The sequence below is a fragment of the Clostridiales bacterium genome, from assembly GCA_030016385.1.
GTDB lineage: Bacteria > Bacillota > Clostridia > Clostridiales > Oxobacteraceae > JASEJN01.
The window spans coordinates 1-16441 of record JASEJN010000068.1 but is presented as its reverse complement, the minus strand read 5'-3'; the positions used below and the strand labels follow the sequence as shown (position 1 = coordinate 16441).

Sequence of the window (16441 nt, the reverse complement as noted above, 5' to 3'; positions counted from 1 at the left end):
ACAATCAAAAGCTCTAAGGATTCTCTTCGGCAGCAAAGCCAAGAACTTATCAAAATTTTCATAATGCTCATTCGTTGCTCAAAATAACATAATCCTATTTATGTCTGATTTCATATTACGAATTGAAGAATTACTTAATTACGTATTTACAAACTTAGTTTGCTATGATATTATGTAATTACGATATTACGTATTAAATAATTAGGAGGGTTTCATATGGGAAAAAACTACGATATTGAAATTGAAGAGTTAAAAAAACAGGTAAATGACTTAAGGCAACTTTTTATGGAATTTGCAAAAAACCAGCAGAATGGTAATGACAAAGCTACTGGAAAATTAAAAAAAGTGTACCCTATGCAAAATATGCATCCTGACCCCAGGATCAGCCAGCTTATGGAACGTCTCTGTAAATTAACGGATGAAAAGGATATAACGGGAGCAATCACTTATCTCGGTATATTCACATCAGGCGGAAGACAATCAAATTGGATCCGTAATGAAGTAAGCATAGATGACTTGCTATCGTTAATTGAAAACAAATCAGCTTCATTGGTACTGCAATGCATCGGAAACAATGATCGTTTGAACATCCTTCTTGCTCTGTTAAAAAAACCTATGACGGTAGCTTCTCTTGTGGAACAATGTCACTTTAACTCAACCGGACAGGTTTATCACCACCTTAAACCACTTATAGCAGCTGATATCGTTTATGAGTTAGATCAGGCTGAGCGAGGAGTTTATGCTGTTAAGCCCCATCGTGTTCAGGGTATAATTATGTTGCTTACCGGCATAGCCGATTTACTGGATCCGCAATACTCTGAGGGAAATTGGGATAGCGATGAAACGGCTGATTGAAACTTAGTGCCCTAAAGTAACGGGTGCATATTTTATATTTGAAGAATATTATTACAATCGCTAAGCTCTAAGTATATAGAGTCTGTAAACTCGTTCAGGGCAGAATCAAAACTCACTTAAGTTCAGACATTGATTCTGCTAATCCTGAACATGCGTTAACAGACTCTAAAGCCTTTCCGCTAATTGCTCTTTCCATAATATTCTTCAAAAAATCTTTATCACTCTAAAGTGACACAGCACATGGATTTTTCATTTTTGCAATGGTATAATTTGGAAGTAATATTATCTATTGTTTTCAAATTATCGGTATATTTCAAAATAAGAGGTAAAGTTAAATGAATTATGATGAGTTGAAAGAGCAATGGCTATACGAAGAAAATCATGTTTTCAAAGGATGGGATTTTTCTCATATCAATGGAAGATGGAAAAGTAAAATTTTACCATGGGACTATCATAAAATAGTATTATACTATTTGAAAAGCACAGATAAGCTTCTCGATATGGGAACAGGCGGCGGTGAGTTTCTGCTGTCGTTAAGGCATCCGTATGCCCTTACATCGGTTACGGAAGCATATCCTCCTAATGTAGAGCTTTGCAAAAAAAAGCTTGAACCGCTCGGTATTACAGTCAGGCAAACATACGACGACGACAAACTTCCGTTTCAACATGAAAGTCTTGATATTATTATCAATCGGCATGAGTCATTTGATGCATCGGAAGTAGACCGTATTCTGAAAAGCGGAGGATATTTTATTACCCAGCAAGTAGGCGGAAAGAACAACAATGATCTATCGTATCGTTTAATTAAGAATTTTACTCCATTGTTTCCTGCACATACTTTAGACAACAATATTGCTATATTAAAAAATGCAGGCTTTAAAATTATAGAATCCAATGAAACATTTACGCCCATCCGCTTTTTTGATGTCGGAGCATTAGTTTATTTCGCAAAAATTATTGAGTGGGAATTCCCTGGCTTCTCCGTTGAAACCTCTTTTGACAGGCTTTGTGAATGTCAGATGGAAATTCAGGAAAAAGGGTTTATCCAGGGAACAGAACACCGCTTCATAATCGTTGCAAAAAAGCTGTAATTAAACCTCCTATATTTTTTTAAACATAATTTGTAAAAGAGGGATAGCATGTTTTCCATAAAAATTACAGACTCATACTTCAACAAGACTGAAACGAAATATATCACCAGTGTAGCTCGTTATTCATCCAGGGAATACTCCTTCTTTTCACCCCAATCCGTAAGGCATACGGATATTATGGATTTACAACAGCCTCCTTCCGACAACCAGTGCATCCGCGTTGGCGTCATACATGGGGATAACGGTTTTTCCCTCTGAAATGACTACATCCGGCTTTGCAAAACGCCGATTTGCCAAGTCTACAAGCGTCCAGTCGAAATCCCTGAATTCAGCTCCAATAGTTACTTTCAATGCATAAGGAATATAAATAGCAACCTTGTCCCTGCTTTTTGAAACAGACATCCTGATATCCGGGGAACCACCGATTAGAAGATCTGCAGGCTCCAGATCGTAAAGTTTCCATTCTTCAAAAAGGCGACGGGCAAATGAAACGTCCCATGCTCCCGGCAGACGAAGTGCATCTTTCCATGGAAATGGAGTTTTGGAATAGGCCTCTGCCGGGAATGGATTTCCTTTTTTATGGAAACTCCAGATGCCATGGGCACCATAAGTTACGCCGGCCTTCGCACCGGAAAGGAGCGACGACCAAACTGCTTTTCTGACATCGAAGGAACTAAAACGTCCGTATTCACAGCCAAATCCATGCCCTTCATAGCATGGTTCTCCATTAACAACGGGGCGCTTGACTGATTTTTTATAAAAAGTTTCCGCCATAGCATAGGCAAGGTACTGGCTCCTTCTGTCATGGCCGGACTGGTACATGTAAAAGTCAAAGTTTGGAGAATTTTCAATTTCTGATGGCTGATCGGTGAAAGCTCCACACAGATGAAGCGTGGTGAGGGCTTCAGGGGAGACGTTTTTAATCGTCTCAAGAGCCGCAAGGTAATACTTTACAGCTTCGGCCGTTTCAAAATCGGTGTCGCCGCTTACAATATAAACTGGATTAAAACGTGAGAATATTTTCGCTATGTACGAAACATAAGGTTTTACCGCTTCAAAAGGAATAATGTGATCCGGCATCCGTCGTGACGCCCATGTTCCTGGCACATGATCGCTCCAAAGTACCACAAGAGCCGGGACAAATCCACGTTCTACCGCCATCTGAATGAATTGCTGTGCCCTGGCGAAATAAGCCTCATTTAAATTAAAATAATCGTATTTTCCATCCGCACCAATAGCAAACGGAAGAGCTGCCGGATGCTCCACGCAGCAGTCCCACTGTGGAAGAATATTGATTTGCAGTACGTTGAAATCCTGCGCTTTTCGATAGTTGAGATACTCTTCCCATTCATCAGGCGCAGCATTGGTAAATGCACTCCAACAGGTATCAGCCAGATAGAAAAAAAGCCTGCCGCCCCTTAAAAATCCGTCTCTTGAATGATTGACAGATAATTTCAGCATAAAAACACCCTCATTTTATTTTAATTTATAAAAAGCTTATCACCGTATATTCTTATTTTGTTTATTCTATCATTCATTTTTAAATTAGTCCATACTTTTTAATTTTTTAAAACTTCATAATTTACATGTCTTGATTATAATGATGAAGCTGTATTTATCAGCAATCTTCTCATAGAATAGAGGATAGGAGACATTGCAAGCATCAATTATCTTTTGAATCCGTACTCGAATTTTTAAACTTTTCAAACCTTTCTTTTAAATCCGGGTTTTTTTTAATAAAACAATTGAACAAATTTATATTTTGAATCGTTTGAGGGCTTATATGATGTTCAATCAATTCAGTTTCTACGAAAGGATTTTCACTTATGCCGATACATTCTAAAAATGTTTCTATTATATTATGTCGGTTATACAAAAATTCACCGATCCTCTTACCCTTTTCCGTCAAAAAAATAATGCCATACTTTTGATAGTCTACCATACCAGCTTTTGTTAGTTTCTGCACCATTTTAGTTGCAGATGACGGCTGCACATTCAAAAGCTCCGATAGCGTATTTATCCGCATCGAGCCGGCTTCCAAACTATTTCTATAAATCATTTCAAGATAATCCTCCATAGCGGATGTCAGGATTCGTTTTTCCTGTCCTAACAACTGATAACCCCTCACCGTATGAAATTCTCTATTTTCATTCATCATTACCACAACCTTTTTATATTTTAGATTGCTAAATATTTCATCATAATTGATTATATGCGTAACACTTTTAGTTTATTGCACATATATTAGTCATAAGCAAAACATTTTACCACGACTAACAAAAATAAAATAATCTATAAACATAACTTTTACAGGAGGTATATCATCTATGAAAAGTAAAGTTATTCCATTAAATCTTTTACCGATAGGAAGTGCTGCCAGAGTTAAAGAACTTACTGCCGACGGAAGTACCAGGCGTAGAATGCTGGATTTGGGATTGATTATAGATACCCAGGTAGAAGCCATGCAGAAAAGTCCTTCAGGGGACCCAACGGCTTATCAAATCAGGGGTGCTGTAATTGCTCTGCGTTCCGAAGAAGCATCAAAAATATTTGTTGAAGAGAATTAGTATCAAAAATAGCAAAGAGAGGTTATTCTATGGGTTGTACATGTCAGTCAACAGGAGTAAATGTATTAAAAGAAACTTTTAATGTGAGCCGCAATAGTGACAACGAATTTGTTATAGCATTAGCAGGGAATCCAAATGTAGGGAAAAGTACCGTTTTCAACAGCTTGACCGGCCTGAATCAGCATACAGGAAACTGGCCGGGCAAGACGGTAACAAATGCACAAGGATATTATAAGCATAGGGATAAGGATTTTATACTCGTAGATATTCCAGGGACTTACTCCCTTATGTCAAACTCTGTTGAAGAGGAAGTGGCAAGGGATTTCGTATGCTTCGGAAAACCTGACGCAACAGTAGTCGTCACAGACGCTACCTGTCTTGAACGTAACTTGAATCTTGTGCTGCAAACACTTGAAATCACCGACAAAGTAGTTGTATGTGTAAATCTTATGGATGAAGCCAAGCGAAAGAAAATAAGCATTGACATAGATGGGTTATCAAAGCGACTTGGCGTACCTGCTATTGGAACAAGCGCAAGGAATAACAAAGGCTTAAATGATTTAATGGAGACGGTTTATAAAATAACGAATAAGCAAGCAAATACCTCTCCGCTAAAAGTAAAATATGACGATATTATTGAAAAAGCTATAGAATATTTAGAGCCTTATGTAAAAGGAATTGTCGGGAATACCATAAATAGCCGATGGGTGACATTAAAACTACTCGATGGCGATAAAACGCTCCTTAGCTCCCTTAATGATTTTTTAGGCTTTAAATTAAATGAAAATGAAATTATTATTAACAAGTTAAAGTACGCAAGAAAATTTTTGGTTGATAATGGCATTAACCCCGATGCATTCCGCGATAATGTGGTATCCAGTATCGTCCATACTGCGGAAAACATATGCAACCATGTAGTTAAATTGGAGAATAAAAAATATAACGCTACGGATAGGAGAATCGACAGCATACTTACGTCAAAATTATTTGGTATCCCTATTATGATTGTATTGTTGGGATTAGTATTTTGGCTTACTATTACCGGTGCCAACTACCCTTCTGAAATTATAGCAAGATTCCTGTTTTGGATTGAAGACCGTTTGACCGATTTTTTTATGTGGATCGGTTCTCCGGCTTGGTTGCATGGTGTACTTGTTTTAGGCATATACAGGACGCTTGCATGGGTTGTTTCCGTTATGCTGCCACCGATGGCCATATTCTTTCCGCTTTTTACCCTGCTAGAGGATTTAGGTTACTTGCCAAGAGTCGCATTTAACCTTGACAATTTTTTTAAAAAAGCCTGTGCTCACGGAAAGCAGGCGCTGACCATGTGTATGGGTTTCGGGTGTAATGCGGCAGGTGTAATCGGATGCAGAATAATAGACTCTCCAAGGGAACGCTTGATTGCGATAATCACTAATAATTTTGTTCCTTGTAATGGGCGCTTTCCAACATTAATAGCTATATCTACCATTTTCATCGGCAGTGCCGTATCAAGCGCCTATCACTCATTGGTCTCTACTATTGCCATGATTTGCGTTATCGTACTCGGCGTTGCTATGACCTTGCTTATGTCGAGAATATTATCCAAAACAATTTTAAAAGGTTTGCCGTCCTCATTTGCGTTGGAATTGCCTCCATACCGTAAACCTCAAATTGGGCGCATAATAGTACGCTCTATATTAGACAGGACTTTATTCGTGTTAACCCGTGCCATTTCAGTCGCCGCTCCTGCCGGATTAATTATTTGGCTCATGGCAAATATACAAGTTGGAAATATGAGCCTATTATCCCACGGAGCCAATTTCCTGCAGCCTTTCGCCAATCTGATTGGTTTGGACGGTTATATACTTATGGCGTTTATCCTCGGACTTCCTGCAAATGAGATTGTTGTTCCTATTATAATAATGAGCTATACGGCAACAGGAAATATATTGGAATTAAGCAGCCTGGAAGAATTAAGAAATCTTCTGGTATCTCATGGCTGGACATATCTCACAGCAGTTTGCGTCATGCTGTTTTCACTTATGCATTTTCCTTGTGGAACTACATTATTGACGATACGAAAAGAGACACAAAGCATCAAGTGGACATTGATATCGTTTTTAGTACCTACAATAACAGGCATCGTCATTTGTTTTATAGTAACACAAACTGTCCGGTTAATAAGTTTAATCTAAACTTCAATTCGTAATTTGAAATCAGGCATAAATTGGATTATGTTATTTTGAGCAACAAATAAATGCTCAAAATAACATAATCTCATATTACGAATCAAAATTATTTGAAGAACGTTATCATCAAAAAAATTTGATCTGCTCAAACTCAGGAGCTTTCTTCCGTTCAAAGGCATTGCCTTCAGAGCAGAATCCCTCAGGAAAATCCGCAAGGAATGGAGATGGCGCAGAAGAAGTTAGGATGATCAGTTCTTCCTTCGCCCTTGTCATTCCGACATAGAAAAGCCGTCGTTCTTCATCGATGTCGCAGTCACCTTTGCGATTTTTCAGCGGGATTATGCCATCACTTACGCCGCTTATAAACACTACCGGAAATTCAAGGCCTTTCGCCGCGTGCAGTGTCATGAGGGAAACCGCATCTGGTGAATAGCTCTTTGCTCCGCTGCGAACCACGTCGCCTTCACGGCCAAGCAGCAAATTCTGCAGCAGGGAAGACATTTTATCATGCATGACAGCCATGTTTGAAAAAAGCTTAATGTTTCGATCATCCTGCAGTCCATTATCGTCAATCCAGGCTTCGATCAGCTTCTGCGGCTTTTCCCTATGGACGAGAGGCTCATATTTGCTCAGCAACTCCAAAAATCTTTGAAGTTTCTCCATCCTGGTTGGAATTTCTTCCATGATTTTTAAGAGGGACGGAATGCTCTTATCCGAGCCGGCATATTCCTCAATAACTCTCCGTATCCGATCTCCAATTTCCCACTCCTTCAAGCACAAATGTAAGGAAACAAGGTCGGCCGGCTCCAGCAAAAAGCGGAAAAAAGCAATTGCCTTGCGGACTTCGCTGTCGGAAAGAAAATCGCCGCGTCCGGCGACTATGTATGGAATGCCTTCTTTTAAAAGGCATTCTTCCAGAAGTTCTGCCTGACGGTTGGTCCTATACAACACAGCAATATCCGAAAAACTTCTAACATACAAATCAGATAACTTTTTTCTCTTTGAATTCAATGAATCATGGACCTCGAGCATGTCGATGCCACCGATCATTCGATTTATCTCCTTGGCCACAAAAATCGCTTCAGGGAAATCACCGTCTGCTTCTATAATGCGCACTTTGGCCCCGCTGGCCTTCCGCGCCTCAAGAGAAGGTTTTGCATCATTATCCCCCGCAATGACGGATCGGGAACATCCGATAATTTCAGGCGTCGAGCGGTAGTTCTCTTTAAGATAGATCTGCCGTGCCCCTGGAAAATCCTTAAAAAACCGATCAAAGCAGTGGGAATCCGACCCACGGAACCCGTAAATGGACTGGTCGGGATCTCCGATCACAAAAATCCCGGAGCTTTTTTTGCTCCATGCCTGTATAAGTCGATACTGGATGGGATTGATATCCTGAAATTCGTCCACCAGAAGGTTTAAAAATGACTTTTGAAATTTTTTCTCCTCACTGCTTTCCATACCTCCGTCCTCAAACAGCGCGAGCGAATTCAAAAGGATATCATCATAGTCCATCACACCATACTGCGCAAGATGCGTGCAATACGCCTCGTAAACCTTGGGTGGGACATCGGCATCCTCCTGCAGCTTAGCGCCGCTTTTGACAAGGGAAATCTCCTTCAAAACATCTCTCGGGGAAGCTTTGACCCGGAAATTTTTTAATATATCTTCGACTATGGAGAGTGAATCCTGCTCATCGATCACCGTAAGGTCTGCATTCTTTTTTCCCTCACGCAGGATTTTCAGACAAATGGAGTGAAATGTCCCGATAGTCATGGCATTTACTGTTCGCCTGTCTTTGAAATATGCGGTAAGGCGGACTCGCATTTCATCTGCCGCCCGGTTAGTAAAGGTAACAGCGGTGATCTGTCTTGGCGATACGCCGCATTCCTTAACAAGACGGGCTATCCTGCTTACCAGCGTTCTCGTTTTCCCTGTTCCAGGCCCGGCGATTACCGCGATAGCATGGTCTAAAGCGGATACAGCCTCCATCTGTTCACAGTTCAATCCTGAAAATTCATCTTTAGAAACATTTTTAATCTCATCCGATGTTTTCCCCTGTATCATGGCAGCCGTACTGTCCGATGTATCAAGGGCTTTCGATACATTAGCTTTCACACTCTTACCGTTTTCAGGCACTGAATCTTTCTTCATCTCTTCCTGAAAAAAACGCATCTGGCCGGAGAGCCGGTCGATTTCGCCTCGATCGAAAATCTTAATCTTTCCGTATTCGCCATCATACCCGGGCAGAACTTCCACTTTCCTTTCACGGAGTCTGCGGATACCCTCGGCAACCAGCGGACCTGCTTTAAGTTTGATATCTTCGATTTGTGCCTCCCGAAGGATAAAAAGCTCCGGACCCAGAGTATGTATCATATCATCGTACCTTTTCCTGACCTTGCCGCTTGCAGCGGAAAATCCTATACAGGCAGCAATCACCTCGCGGAGGGGAATAATACTTTCAAAACGTTTCGCCCCTGGCGGTATAAAGCCCTCTTCTCGGTCTGATAGGGCCTCCACCCGGTGGAGCACTCCAACGGTAATCCGTCTGCCGCATACCGGGCATATACCCGAAACAGCATCTGTATCTGCAGGTTTCAAGCACACTTTGCAGTGACGATGCCCGTCATAGTGGTATTTCCCCTCCTCCGGGAAAAATTCGATCGTGCCGAGAAATTCATCTGTATTCCGGCTCTCTAGCGAATGCGAAATATCCGCATATGATAAATCAGTATTAAATATATTAGCCTCCCTTGCAAGATTCGCCGGCGAATGGGCATCCGAATTCGAAACCAATGTAAAGCGATCCAAGGCTGAAAGTCGCCAGTTCATCGGCGGGTCAGAAGAAAGGCCGGTTTCGAGTGCATGAATGCATCCTGTCAGGTCCTCGAAACATTCCTCAATGGTATCAAAGCCGGAATATGCACCAAAAAGCGAAAAATGCGGGGTCCAGATATGAGCCGGGATGAAAATGGCATCCTTGCACACGTCCAGTGTAATTTCAAGAAGGTCCCTGCTGTCAAGACCCAGAATCGGCCTGCCGTCGGAATGCAGATTGCCAATGGCTTCCAACCTGTGAGACAATGTCTCTGCGGCCTCAAGCCCTGGAAGGAGTATGAGGTTATGAACCTTCCTGACCTTGCCGTTCTTTTTATAAATGGAACTGATTTCACCGGAGACGATAAACCTCGGTTTCCGATGGGAATCCCCTATATCCTCCTGCATGCGAAACTCGTCCTTGAGAGTATAAAGACCCTCCTCCGCGGGAACAAGTTTTTCTTTCAACTCCTCACGCCAGGCCGGATGGGTAAAATCCCCGGTGCCGATGAGATCGAGGCCTTTCCGGCGAGCCCACAGCTCAAGCATTTCGGGAACGCAGTCCCTGCTGGTCGCCCTGCTATATTTTGAATGAATATGTAAATCCGCAAGAAACATAAAATACACCTGCTTTTTCTGATAAATTCAGATCTATTATAACATAAAGTCCCATGCAGTTGCCCTATTTTTGCAGACGCATTTGATGCATTCAAATTGTCCGGAAAATCTTATTATAATTTAAAGATAATTTTTTTTCATCTTTCTTAATTTCACAGATAACAAACTGTAACACCATTACCCACATTCACATACTATAAGAATAGAAAAGGGTATATCATTAAGTAAATTATAAATATAGCACATATTTTATATTATTGTACATCAAATATGGCATTTCCAATGCCCAATTATAAGGGAGGAAAAATTATGTCAAAACATCATCATCATGAATGCTGCTATCCGCAAATGTACGGCCCTGGAGCATACGGCGCAGCAGGATATGGAGCAGTAGGGTACGGAACAGGTTCTTGCGGAGCTGGTTCAGCTATAAAATGGTTTTATGCTCTGCTTCTCCTGATAGTCATTGTACTGCAGTTCGGCAAGAAAGATCTTCCTGTAACAACAAGAAAAGGTTGCGGTGACGACGGAACTTGCGATGGAGCTCCTGTAGCTTTTGACGGAAGTTTATTCAACAGAGACAGGATCGACAGCAGCGTATTGTTCATCATAATAGTATTCTTGCTTATACTTTGCGGAGGCTGCTTCGGATTTGGCGGACATGGCACCGCTTACGGTGGAGGTTTCGCCTACTAATTAATCCAGGAGTGGATATTAATGAATATCCACTCCGTACATAGTCTTTCATTAAAGAGGATCGAATGTATTCTATATTGTTTGTATTTTTCTTATCATATCCAGCATATATACTATATCCAAAAAAATCATTGGATAATCGCACAAAGATGCGGCGATTATCGCCGGAAAAAAGTCCGGCGGAAAAGCTCTATATGCCTGAGCAATTATTGTACGAACCGATGGCATTGTTCCCCATTCAATTGCTACCCCTTCAATATTTCAGAATAATAAGGGGTAAATATCTTTATCCATCGGCATTTTTTCTGTATAATTTTTTCCTGCCTGAATATCCTTTTGAAGAGTCCCAGTATAAACAATCAGAATTCAAGCAGCCATTATTTAATGAAAAAGGAGAATACAAGCAATAAAAATCTCGTATTCTCCCGATTCTTAGATTTTATTTATTCTCTGTTTTGCCCAGGAATCTCAAAAAGTTCCTGCCAAACAAGTCCTCTACATCCCTTTTTATTTCATCATCGCTTATTTTCCATCCTGTATCATATATGTCGTCATATTTATCTAGAAGCACTTTAGCTATGACTTTCTTTGAATGAGACCATTTATATATCAACTGGTCCAAAACTCTTGCATCGGAATGCTGAGGAATAAATGAAAGCCCTAGCATCTCCATCCTGAACCTTGTAATTTCATGGACAATGCTCGGATTATTCAAAAACCACCAGCACCCGAATATCATAAGATTTCTAAACTTTCTGGCTGTGACCGCAAGTTCATGTTGGTTTTCCTTTGAAAGCATTGTGACCATGAACTTATTTTCAGGATACCTCTTGCAAAGATATTCCACTGCCTTTATGTCAGCCTTTCCGACAGAATCCCCCGCAAGCCTTAACTTATAATTGACAAGCCTCTTTGTTCCTATCATCATGGCAAAAGGAATACCTAATTCCCTGCACACAGGCAATACACAATTTTCAATTATCAAAGACCTGTCTGAATCTTCAGGAACCATGAATTCACATGGAAGGGATACAGCCATATATAATGCATCTATCTTTAATGCCCATTCTTTTAAAAATCTCTTTATTTCACTGACAGATGCTTTATCAAGACTTCCGTCTACTTTATACCCTAACTCTTGCAGCCTCTTAAATGATTGGTCATAGTTATTTAAAAGAGGGTCTATCCTGAGCGCCGCCTTAAATCTTTTATCGCTGTTTCCAATAGTATCCCAGAATTTGCTCTCAGTGCGATTAAACGGGTCATTTGTCATTACGACTTCTTTTATATTGGCAAGCTCAAAGACTTTATCGATATACTGCTGAACAGTCAATGATTTAAAATAATCTCTGTATTTGTTTAAATCTCTTGACGACAAATCAAGTCCAAGTTTATTTAGTACTGTAAGTACACCTCTTTGAGCCTCGCTTACAGGCGAATGCTTTATGAACAATTCATCCCAAATAAGATCAGCTTGCTCCGTTTTTGAAAGCTCAAAGAACTTATCATAATCGATATCCGAATACCTGAAATATTCCGCAATAAGGTAATGATATGTAAGAAGATCATCAATCCCCCAAAGCAGCATATTTTTAAAACTTCCAGGATACAGATGAGTATGAACATCTGTAATCTTTACATTGTCAACTGCATCATCTACAACTTTTTTCAAAATGTCTTTATCAGTTATATACATTACACTGCCTCCTTGTAATTATAAAATATCCCTTAATAAATTGATATTATTATCCCTGTTACATCTTATAAATTTCACTGCCTCCTGCGCTGAATAATTTTTGTGCACTATTCTCGATATTGCGACAGCGACGGACTGAGGATCATCATTGCCGGGATATAAAACATTTCTTCCTACAAGTACTCCCCTTACATTCCTGCCTGCTCCCATACCCCTTTCAAAGTTTTCCAGAGTATTTACAGGGCTCCCCTCAGACGCTCCTCCGAGCATGAGAATAGGCATAGTCGTTGATTTCACAACATCGCTGTATCCTTCAACGTAAGGAATTTTTATCCAGTGGTTTCTCGATGAGTTTCCAAGGGCCGAGGCTACACCTATGGTCTGTATCAAAGAATCCTTGTCCATTTTTGTTTTATAGCCGTCCTCCGTATGTTCTACCGGCAGCGGTTCTATCATAACGGGGATATCATATTTATTGCAATCATCTATTGCTTTTGCACAATAATCCATTGTCATTATGGACTCTTTGCTATGGCGATATTTATCAAGCCTTAAAAGTATTTTCGCAGCATCCATCCTCATGTTTACAATTGTCTCTGCATCATATGCCGTCATCCTGTCATCCATCTCGTATCTGAATCCCGCAAGGCCTGACCTGTTCATGCATCCTACCAGCACTTTATCATCAAGAAAACTTTTACCTGTTTTTTCTCTGAAAATGCCGCTTATTATAAATAGTTCATCCATTATATCCGGTGTTGTCATAACGCCGTCTACTTCCTCATGGCATAATACCCTTAGTATTCTGCCGAGGTATTCAAACCTGCTCCCCATCTTTATAGGATCATCTCCCACTGAAGTCACACATCTTGCGGGATGATCGCATGCGAGTATCAGAAGTTTGCCGTCAAGGGTAAGGTTTTCCCTTTTTCGTCTTGCCTTCGCTTCATCATAAATGGCATAAGGCTTAGCAACTCTTATATCTGTTATCATATCGAATAACTGTTCCGGCATAAATTTTCTGTTTACATATGCATATGATCCAAGTGCGTAATTAACAATTACACTGTTTCTAGCATCATCAAAATACGCCTTGTGAATGTTTATGACCGATTCGCTTACTTCGCCCTTAACAGTTGCAACCTCAAACCCAATAATCCCCTTATAGCCTATCTCAACAAGTGCCTTGACAAACTCCTTCAATATATTTTTGCTCACAGCGCCATTTCTATAATCCATGCTCACATGGGAATCACCATAATATGGATCGTTCTTATCTATTACGCAGTTTCCTATATGAATATGGAAAAGATATGGAGCTAATGCTTTTAACACACCCGGAGTCTCACTTTTGCCATCATTATCTTTAATCAAAAGCATATGGCTGAGGTCGTACATAAGTCCAAAATTCCTATGTCCAAAAACATGCCTTACTTCCCTAGCTATTTTTATAGCTTCCGATGAAGGACCAACAAGCTGATCTTTAAATCCCTTCTTGTTTTCTCTGTCAAATAATTCAAGTATAAAATTCAGAGGCCTTCTATTAAGCTTTTTCCCCTCCACATCACTATAATTACACATCTGATCGATGGACATCACAAGAGAATTTTTAGCCATCGGCCGCAATTTTTCATCCGGCGTATCTACTCCGCTGACAAAGGCTATGCTTTCCGCCCCTATGTCGTATGCCTGGTCTATTAACCTAAACATCCTTTCTACTGCAATTTGCCTTTGCTTTTCGTCAATACTTGAAATATCTGTTTTTTCTACCATATCTTCAGTATGGCTGAGTTGCACAGGCTGTGCACTGAATATTACTTCTTTACTGCTATTTTTAAAGATCTCAGCTACCTTTTTGACAACCGCATCATTTTTTATATAAGTAACTTCAATCGCTCCAAAATATGGATCGTCGATTATTTTCTTTATAGATGTTAGCAAATAATTTTCATCTGCTTCTCCTCTCGAGACTGTATTGGTAGACCCTGGGCCTGGATAAGCCATTGCGTGTACAATACTTATAATATTATTTTCAAGTGCCATATATTCTCCTCCAATCCTTTAATCGCATTACAATATAATTATAAATATATTCCAACAAAACGTCAATATTTGCAACAGAAAGCCACAATAAATTATTGAATATATATTCTCTATATGATAATATAAATAGAACGCAGCAGATAATTCATATTATTTATTTTCTTGCTGTGCACCCGTGATATATTTGAACTTTGGTCAGCAATATTGGATTTTACTAATTTACTTGATGGAGGCTTTATTTATGCTGGATTTAATATTAACCTGTGATTTGGGAACTACTTCATGCAAAGTCGTACTATTTACACTCGATGGAAGTATAAAGTGTCAGGTAAACAAGGAATATAAAACATATTACCCCAATGTAGGATGGGCAGAGCAGGATGCATACGAATGGTGGAACACATGTGCATCATCTATCAGGAAATGTATCGAAAAAGTCGGCTGCCCATGCCGCATATTGTGTGTTTCCCTTTCATCGCAAAGGGAAACATTTGTAGCCGTTGATTCGAAAGGGCTTCCTCTTTCCAAAGCAATATGCTGGCTTGATAAGCGCAATGTAAAACAGACCGATGAAATCAGCCGTTATTTTGGAAAGGACTATATCCATAATACAACCGGAATGATACCATATCCAAATTTTACTTCAACAAAGATTTTATGGATGAAGCAAAACACACCCGAAATATTGAAAAATACATATAAAATACTGCAGCCAAGGGATTATATATATTATAGACTTACCGGAAAATATATAACAGATTATTCTCTCGCATCGCGCACGATGATGTTTGATAGGAAAAATAAAAAATGGTGTTCAAATATCTTAAAATATATCGGTATAGACGAATCTAAGATGCCAGATATATTTAATTCGTATGAGAAGCCGGGGGAAATAACCGTTGAATCATCGATGCAAACCGGCATAAAGGATGGAACACCCGTTGTAATCGGTGGCGGAGACAGATGCCTCGAGGCCCTGGGCTCGGGAATACATGGAAACAGCGTTATGGAGTCAACTGCGACAGCAGGAAATATATCATATGTTACAGACAAAAACGTAGATTCGCTGGACGAAAAGATAGTATGCACCTTTCATGTCTTAAAGGACAAATATCTTATGGAACAGGGCATGACAACTACGGGATCAATATTGAGATGGTTCAGGGACAATATATATTTCTCGAAGGATGATAAAAGAAACAGGTTGGATTACAGTGAGATAGATAATGAAATAAGCAAAAGTCCCATAGGCTCAAATAAGCTAATACTGCTTCCGTTTTTTATGGGCGCAAGGTCTACGAGATTTAATCCTCATGCAAAAGGCGTGCTGTTTGGCCTCGATCTTTCCCATAAAAGAGGCGACATAGGTAGAAGCATAATGGAAGGTGTTGCTTTCGAAGTAAAAGCATGCATCGATACTTTATCTAAAATGGGTATGGATGTATATGATGTTTATTTGATGGGCGGAGGTTCAAAAGCGGATATATGGAATTCTATAAAGGCAGATGTATACAATAAAATTGTAAAGGTGCCACGTATAACTGAAGCCGGCTCCCTGGGAGCTTTTGCGCTTGGAGGATATTCGATAGGCCTTTTTTCAAATCCTGAAGATGAAATAGCAAAAATCAACAATATTGTAAAAGAATTTAAACCTGACGCAAAAAATAATAAATTATATATGCAATATTATGATATATATAATGATCTCTATAACTCGGTGGAAAACTTATTTGAGAGGCTTGACAATATTTAATTGCCTCATAAAATATGCATAAAATAAAAAGATCTTGCTTTTTAAAAGCAAGATCTTTTTATTTTATGCTAATATAGGCAGTGACTTACTCTGCCGAAGCGTCACCGCTTCAGTACCATCAGCGTACCCGG

At 39.8% G+C, this 16441-nt stretch carries 12 protein-coding genes; 6 read left to right on the top strand and 6 right to left on the bottom strand.

All coding sequences use genetic code 11. The annotated features are described in order from the left end of the window. Positions 1–216: 216 nt before the first annotated feature. Both QME45_12795 and QME45_12790 read left to right on the top strand, forming a co-directional pair. Entirely contained in the window at positions 217–855 is a 639-nt protein-coding gene (locus QME45_12795; protein MDI6619525.1) for an ArsR family transcriptional regulator, read from the top strand. Positions 856–1190: 335 nt separating this feature from the next. Continuing rightward, positions 1191–1946 (top strand): class I SAM-dependent methyltransferase, encoded by a 756-nt coding sequence (locus QME45_12790; protein ID MDI6619524.1) that lies wholly within the window; start codon positions 1191–1193, stop codon positions 1944–1946. Positions 1947–2129: 183 nt separating this feature from the next. On the opposite strand, the gene QME45_12785 is transcribed toward QME45_12790, so the two are convergent. Together QME45_12785 and QME45_12780 are read right to left on the bottom strand one after the other, a co-directional pair. Further along, positions 2130–3407, bottom strand: a complete 1278-nt coding sequence (locus QME45_12785) for a DUF4038 domain-containing protein (protein MDI6619523.1) — start codon at positions 3405–3407, stop codon at positions 2130–2132. Positions 3408–3609: 202 nt separating this feature from the next. Beyond that, positions 3610–4101 carry an iron dependent repressor, metal binding and dimerization domain protein gene (locus QME45_12780; protein MDI6619522.1) on the bottom strand — a complete coding sequence of 164 codons (492 nt, stop codon included), beginning with the start codon at positions 4099–4101 and terminating at the stop codon, positions 3610–3612. A gap of 172 nt (positions 4102–4273) precedes the next feature. Between QME45_12780 and QME45_12775 the strand changes: the two genes are divergently transcribed. Both QME45_12775 and feoB read left to right on the top strand, forming a co-directional pair. Further along, complete coding sequence (locus QME45_12775) at positions 4274–4513, top strand: FeoA family protein (protein ID MDI6619521.1); 240 nt, start codon at positions 4274–4276, stop codon at positions 4511–4513. 29 nt (positions 4514–4542) lie between these two features. Further along, positions 4543–6693: a ferrous iron transport protein B gene (gene feoB / locus QME45_12770; GenBank protein ID MDI6619520.1), complete on the top strand. Its 2151-nt coding sequence runs from the start codon at positions 4543–4545 to the stop codon at positions 6691–6693. Positions 6694–6813: 120 nt separating this feature from the next. Here the strand turns inward: feoB and QME45_12765 are convergent, their stop codons facing one another. Continuing rightward, the gene (locus QME45_12765; GenBank protein MDI6619519.1) at positions 6814–10122 is read right to left on the bottom strand and encodes a UvrD-helicase domain-containing protein; all 3309 of its coding nucleotides are present in this window, start codon (positions 10120–10122) and stop codon (positions 6814–6816) included. A 309-nt stretch (positions 10123–10431) separates the two neighbouring features. Between QME45_12765 and QME45_12760 the strand changes: the two genes are divergently transcribed. After that, positions 10432–10818 (top strand): hypothetical protein, encoded by a 387-nt coding sequence (locus QME45_12760; GenBank protein MDI6619518.1) that lies wholly within the window; start codon positions 10432–10434, stop codon positions 10816–10818. 72 nt (positions 10819–10890) lie between these two features. Here QME45_12760 and QME45_12755 read toward each other — a convergent pair whose 3' ends face one another. The 3 genes from QME45_12755 to QME45_12745 all read right to left on the bottom strand — a co-directional run bounded on the left by QME45_12755 (position 10891) and on the right by QME45_12745 (position 14557). Continuing rightward, complete coding sequence (locus QME45_12755; GenBank protein MDI6619517.1) at positions 10891–11046, bottom strand: hypothetical protein; 156 nt, start codon at positions 11044–11046, stop codon at positions 10891–10893. Between the two features lie 211 nt (positions 11047–11257). Beyond that, positions 11258–12514, bottom strand: a complete 1257-nt coding sequence (locus QME45_12750; GenBank protein MDI6619516.1) for a glucuronate isomerase — start codon at positions 12512–12514, stop codon at positions 11258–11260. Between the two features lie 18 nt (positions 12515–12532). Further along, positions 12533–14557, bottom strand: coding sequence for a TIM barrel protein (locus QME45_12745; protein MDI6619515.1), 2025 nt, complete (start codon positions 14555–14557; stop codon positions 12533–12535). Positions 14558–14798: 241 nt separating this feature from the next. On the opposite strand from QME45_12745, the gene QME45_12740 reads away from it, so the two are divergent. Beyond that, on the top strand, positions 14799–16310 hold the full coding sequence (locus QME45_12740; GenBank protein ID MDI6619514.1) for an FGGY family carbohydrate kinase: 1512 nt from the start codon (positions 14799–14801) through the stop codon (positions 16308–16310). Positions 16311–16441: the final 131 nt, after the last annotated feature.

What these genes read in the sequence shown, in the direction of transcription:
- QME45_12795 (MDI6619525.1), top strand. Translation starts at nt 217, where the DNA reads ATGGGAAAAAACTACGATATTGAAATTGAAGAGTTAAAAAAACAGGTA.
- QME45_12790 (MDI6619524.1), top strand. Translation starts at nt 1,191, where the DNA reads ATGAATTATGATGAGTTGAAAGAGCAATGGCTATACGAAGAAAATCAT.
- QME45_12785 (MDI6619523.1), bottom strand. Translation starts at nt 3,407, where the DNA reads ATGCTGAAATTATCTGTCAATCATTCAAGAGACGGATTTTTAAGGGGC.
- QME45_12780 (MDI6619522.1), bottom strand. Translation starts at nt 4,101, where the DNA reads ATGAATGAAAATAGAGAATTTCATACGGTGAGGGGTTATCAGTTGTTA.
- QME45_12775 (MDI6619521.1), top strand. Translation starts at nt 4,274, where the DNA reads ATGAAAAGTAAAGTTATTCCATTAAATCTTTTACCGATAGGAAGTGCT.
- feoB (MDI6619520.1), top strand. Translation starts at nt 4,543, where the DNA reads ATGGGTTGTACATGTCAGTCAACAGGAGTAAATGTATTAAAAGAAACT.
- QME45_12765 (MDI6619519.1), bottom strand. Translation starts at nt 10,122, where the DNA reads ATGTTTCTTGCGGATTTACATATTCATTCAAAATATAGCAGGGCGACC.
- QME45_12760 (MDI6619518.1), top strand. Translation starts at nt 10,432, where the DNA reads ATGTCAAAACATCATCATCATGAATGCTGCTATCCGCAAATGTACGGC.
- QME45_12755 (MDI6619517.1), bottom strand. Translation starts at nt 11,046, where the DNA reads ATGCCATCGGTTCGTACAATAATTGCTCAGGCATATAGAGCTTTTCCG.
- QME45_12750 (MDI6619516.1), bottom strand. Translation starts at nt 12,514, where the DNA reads ATGTATATAACTGATAAAGACATTTTGAAAAAAGTTGTAGATGATGCA.
- QME45_12745 (MDI6619515.1), bottom strand. Translation starts at nt 14,557, where the DNA reads ATGGCACTTGAAAATAATATTATAAGTATTGTACACGCAATGGCTTAT.
- QME45_12740 (MDI6619514.1), top strand. Translation starts at nt 14,799, where the DNA reads ATGCTGGATTTAATATTAACCTGTGATTTGGGAACTACTTCATGCAAA.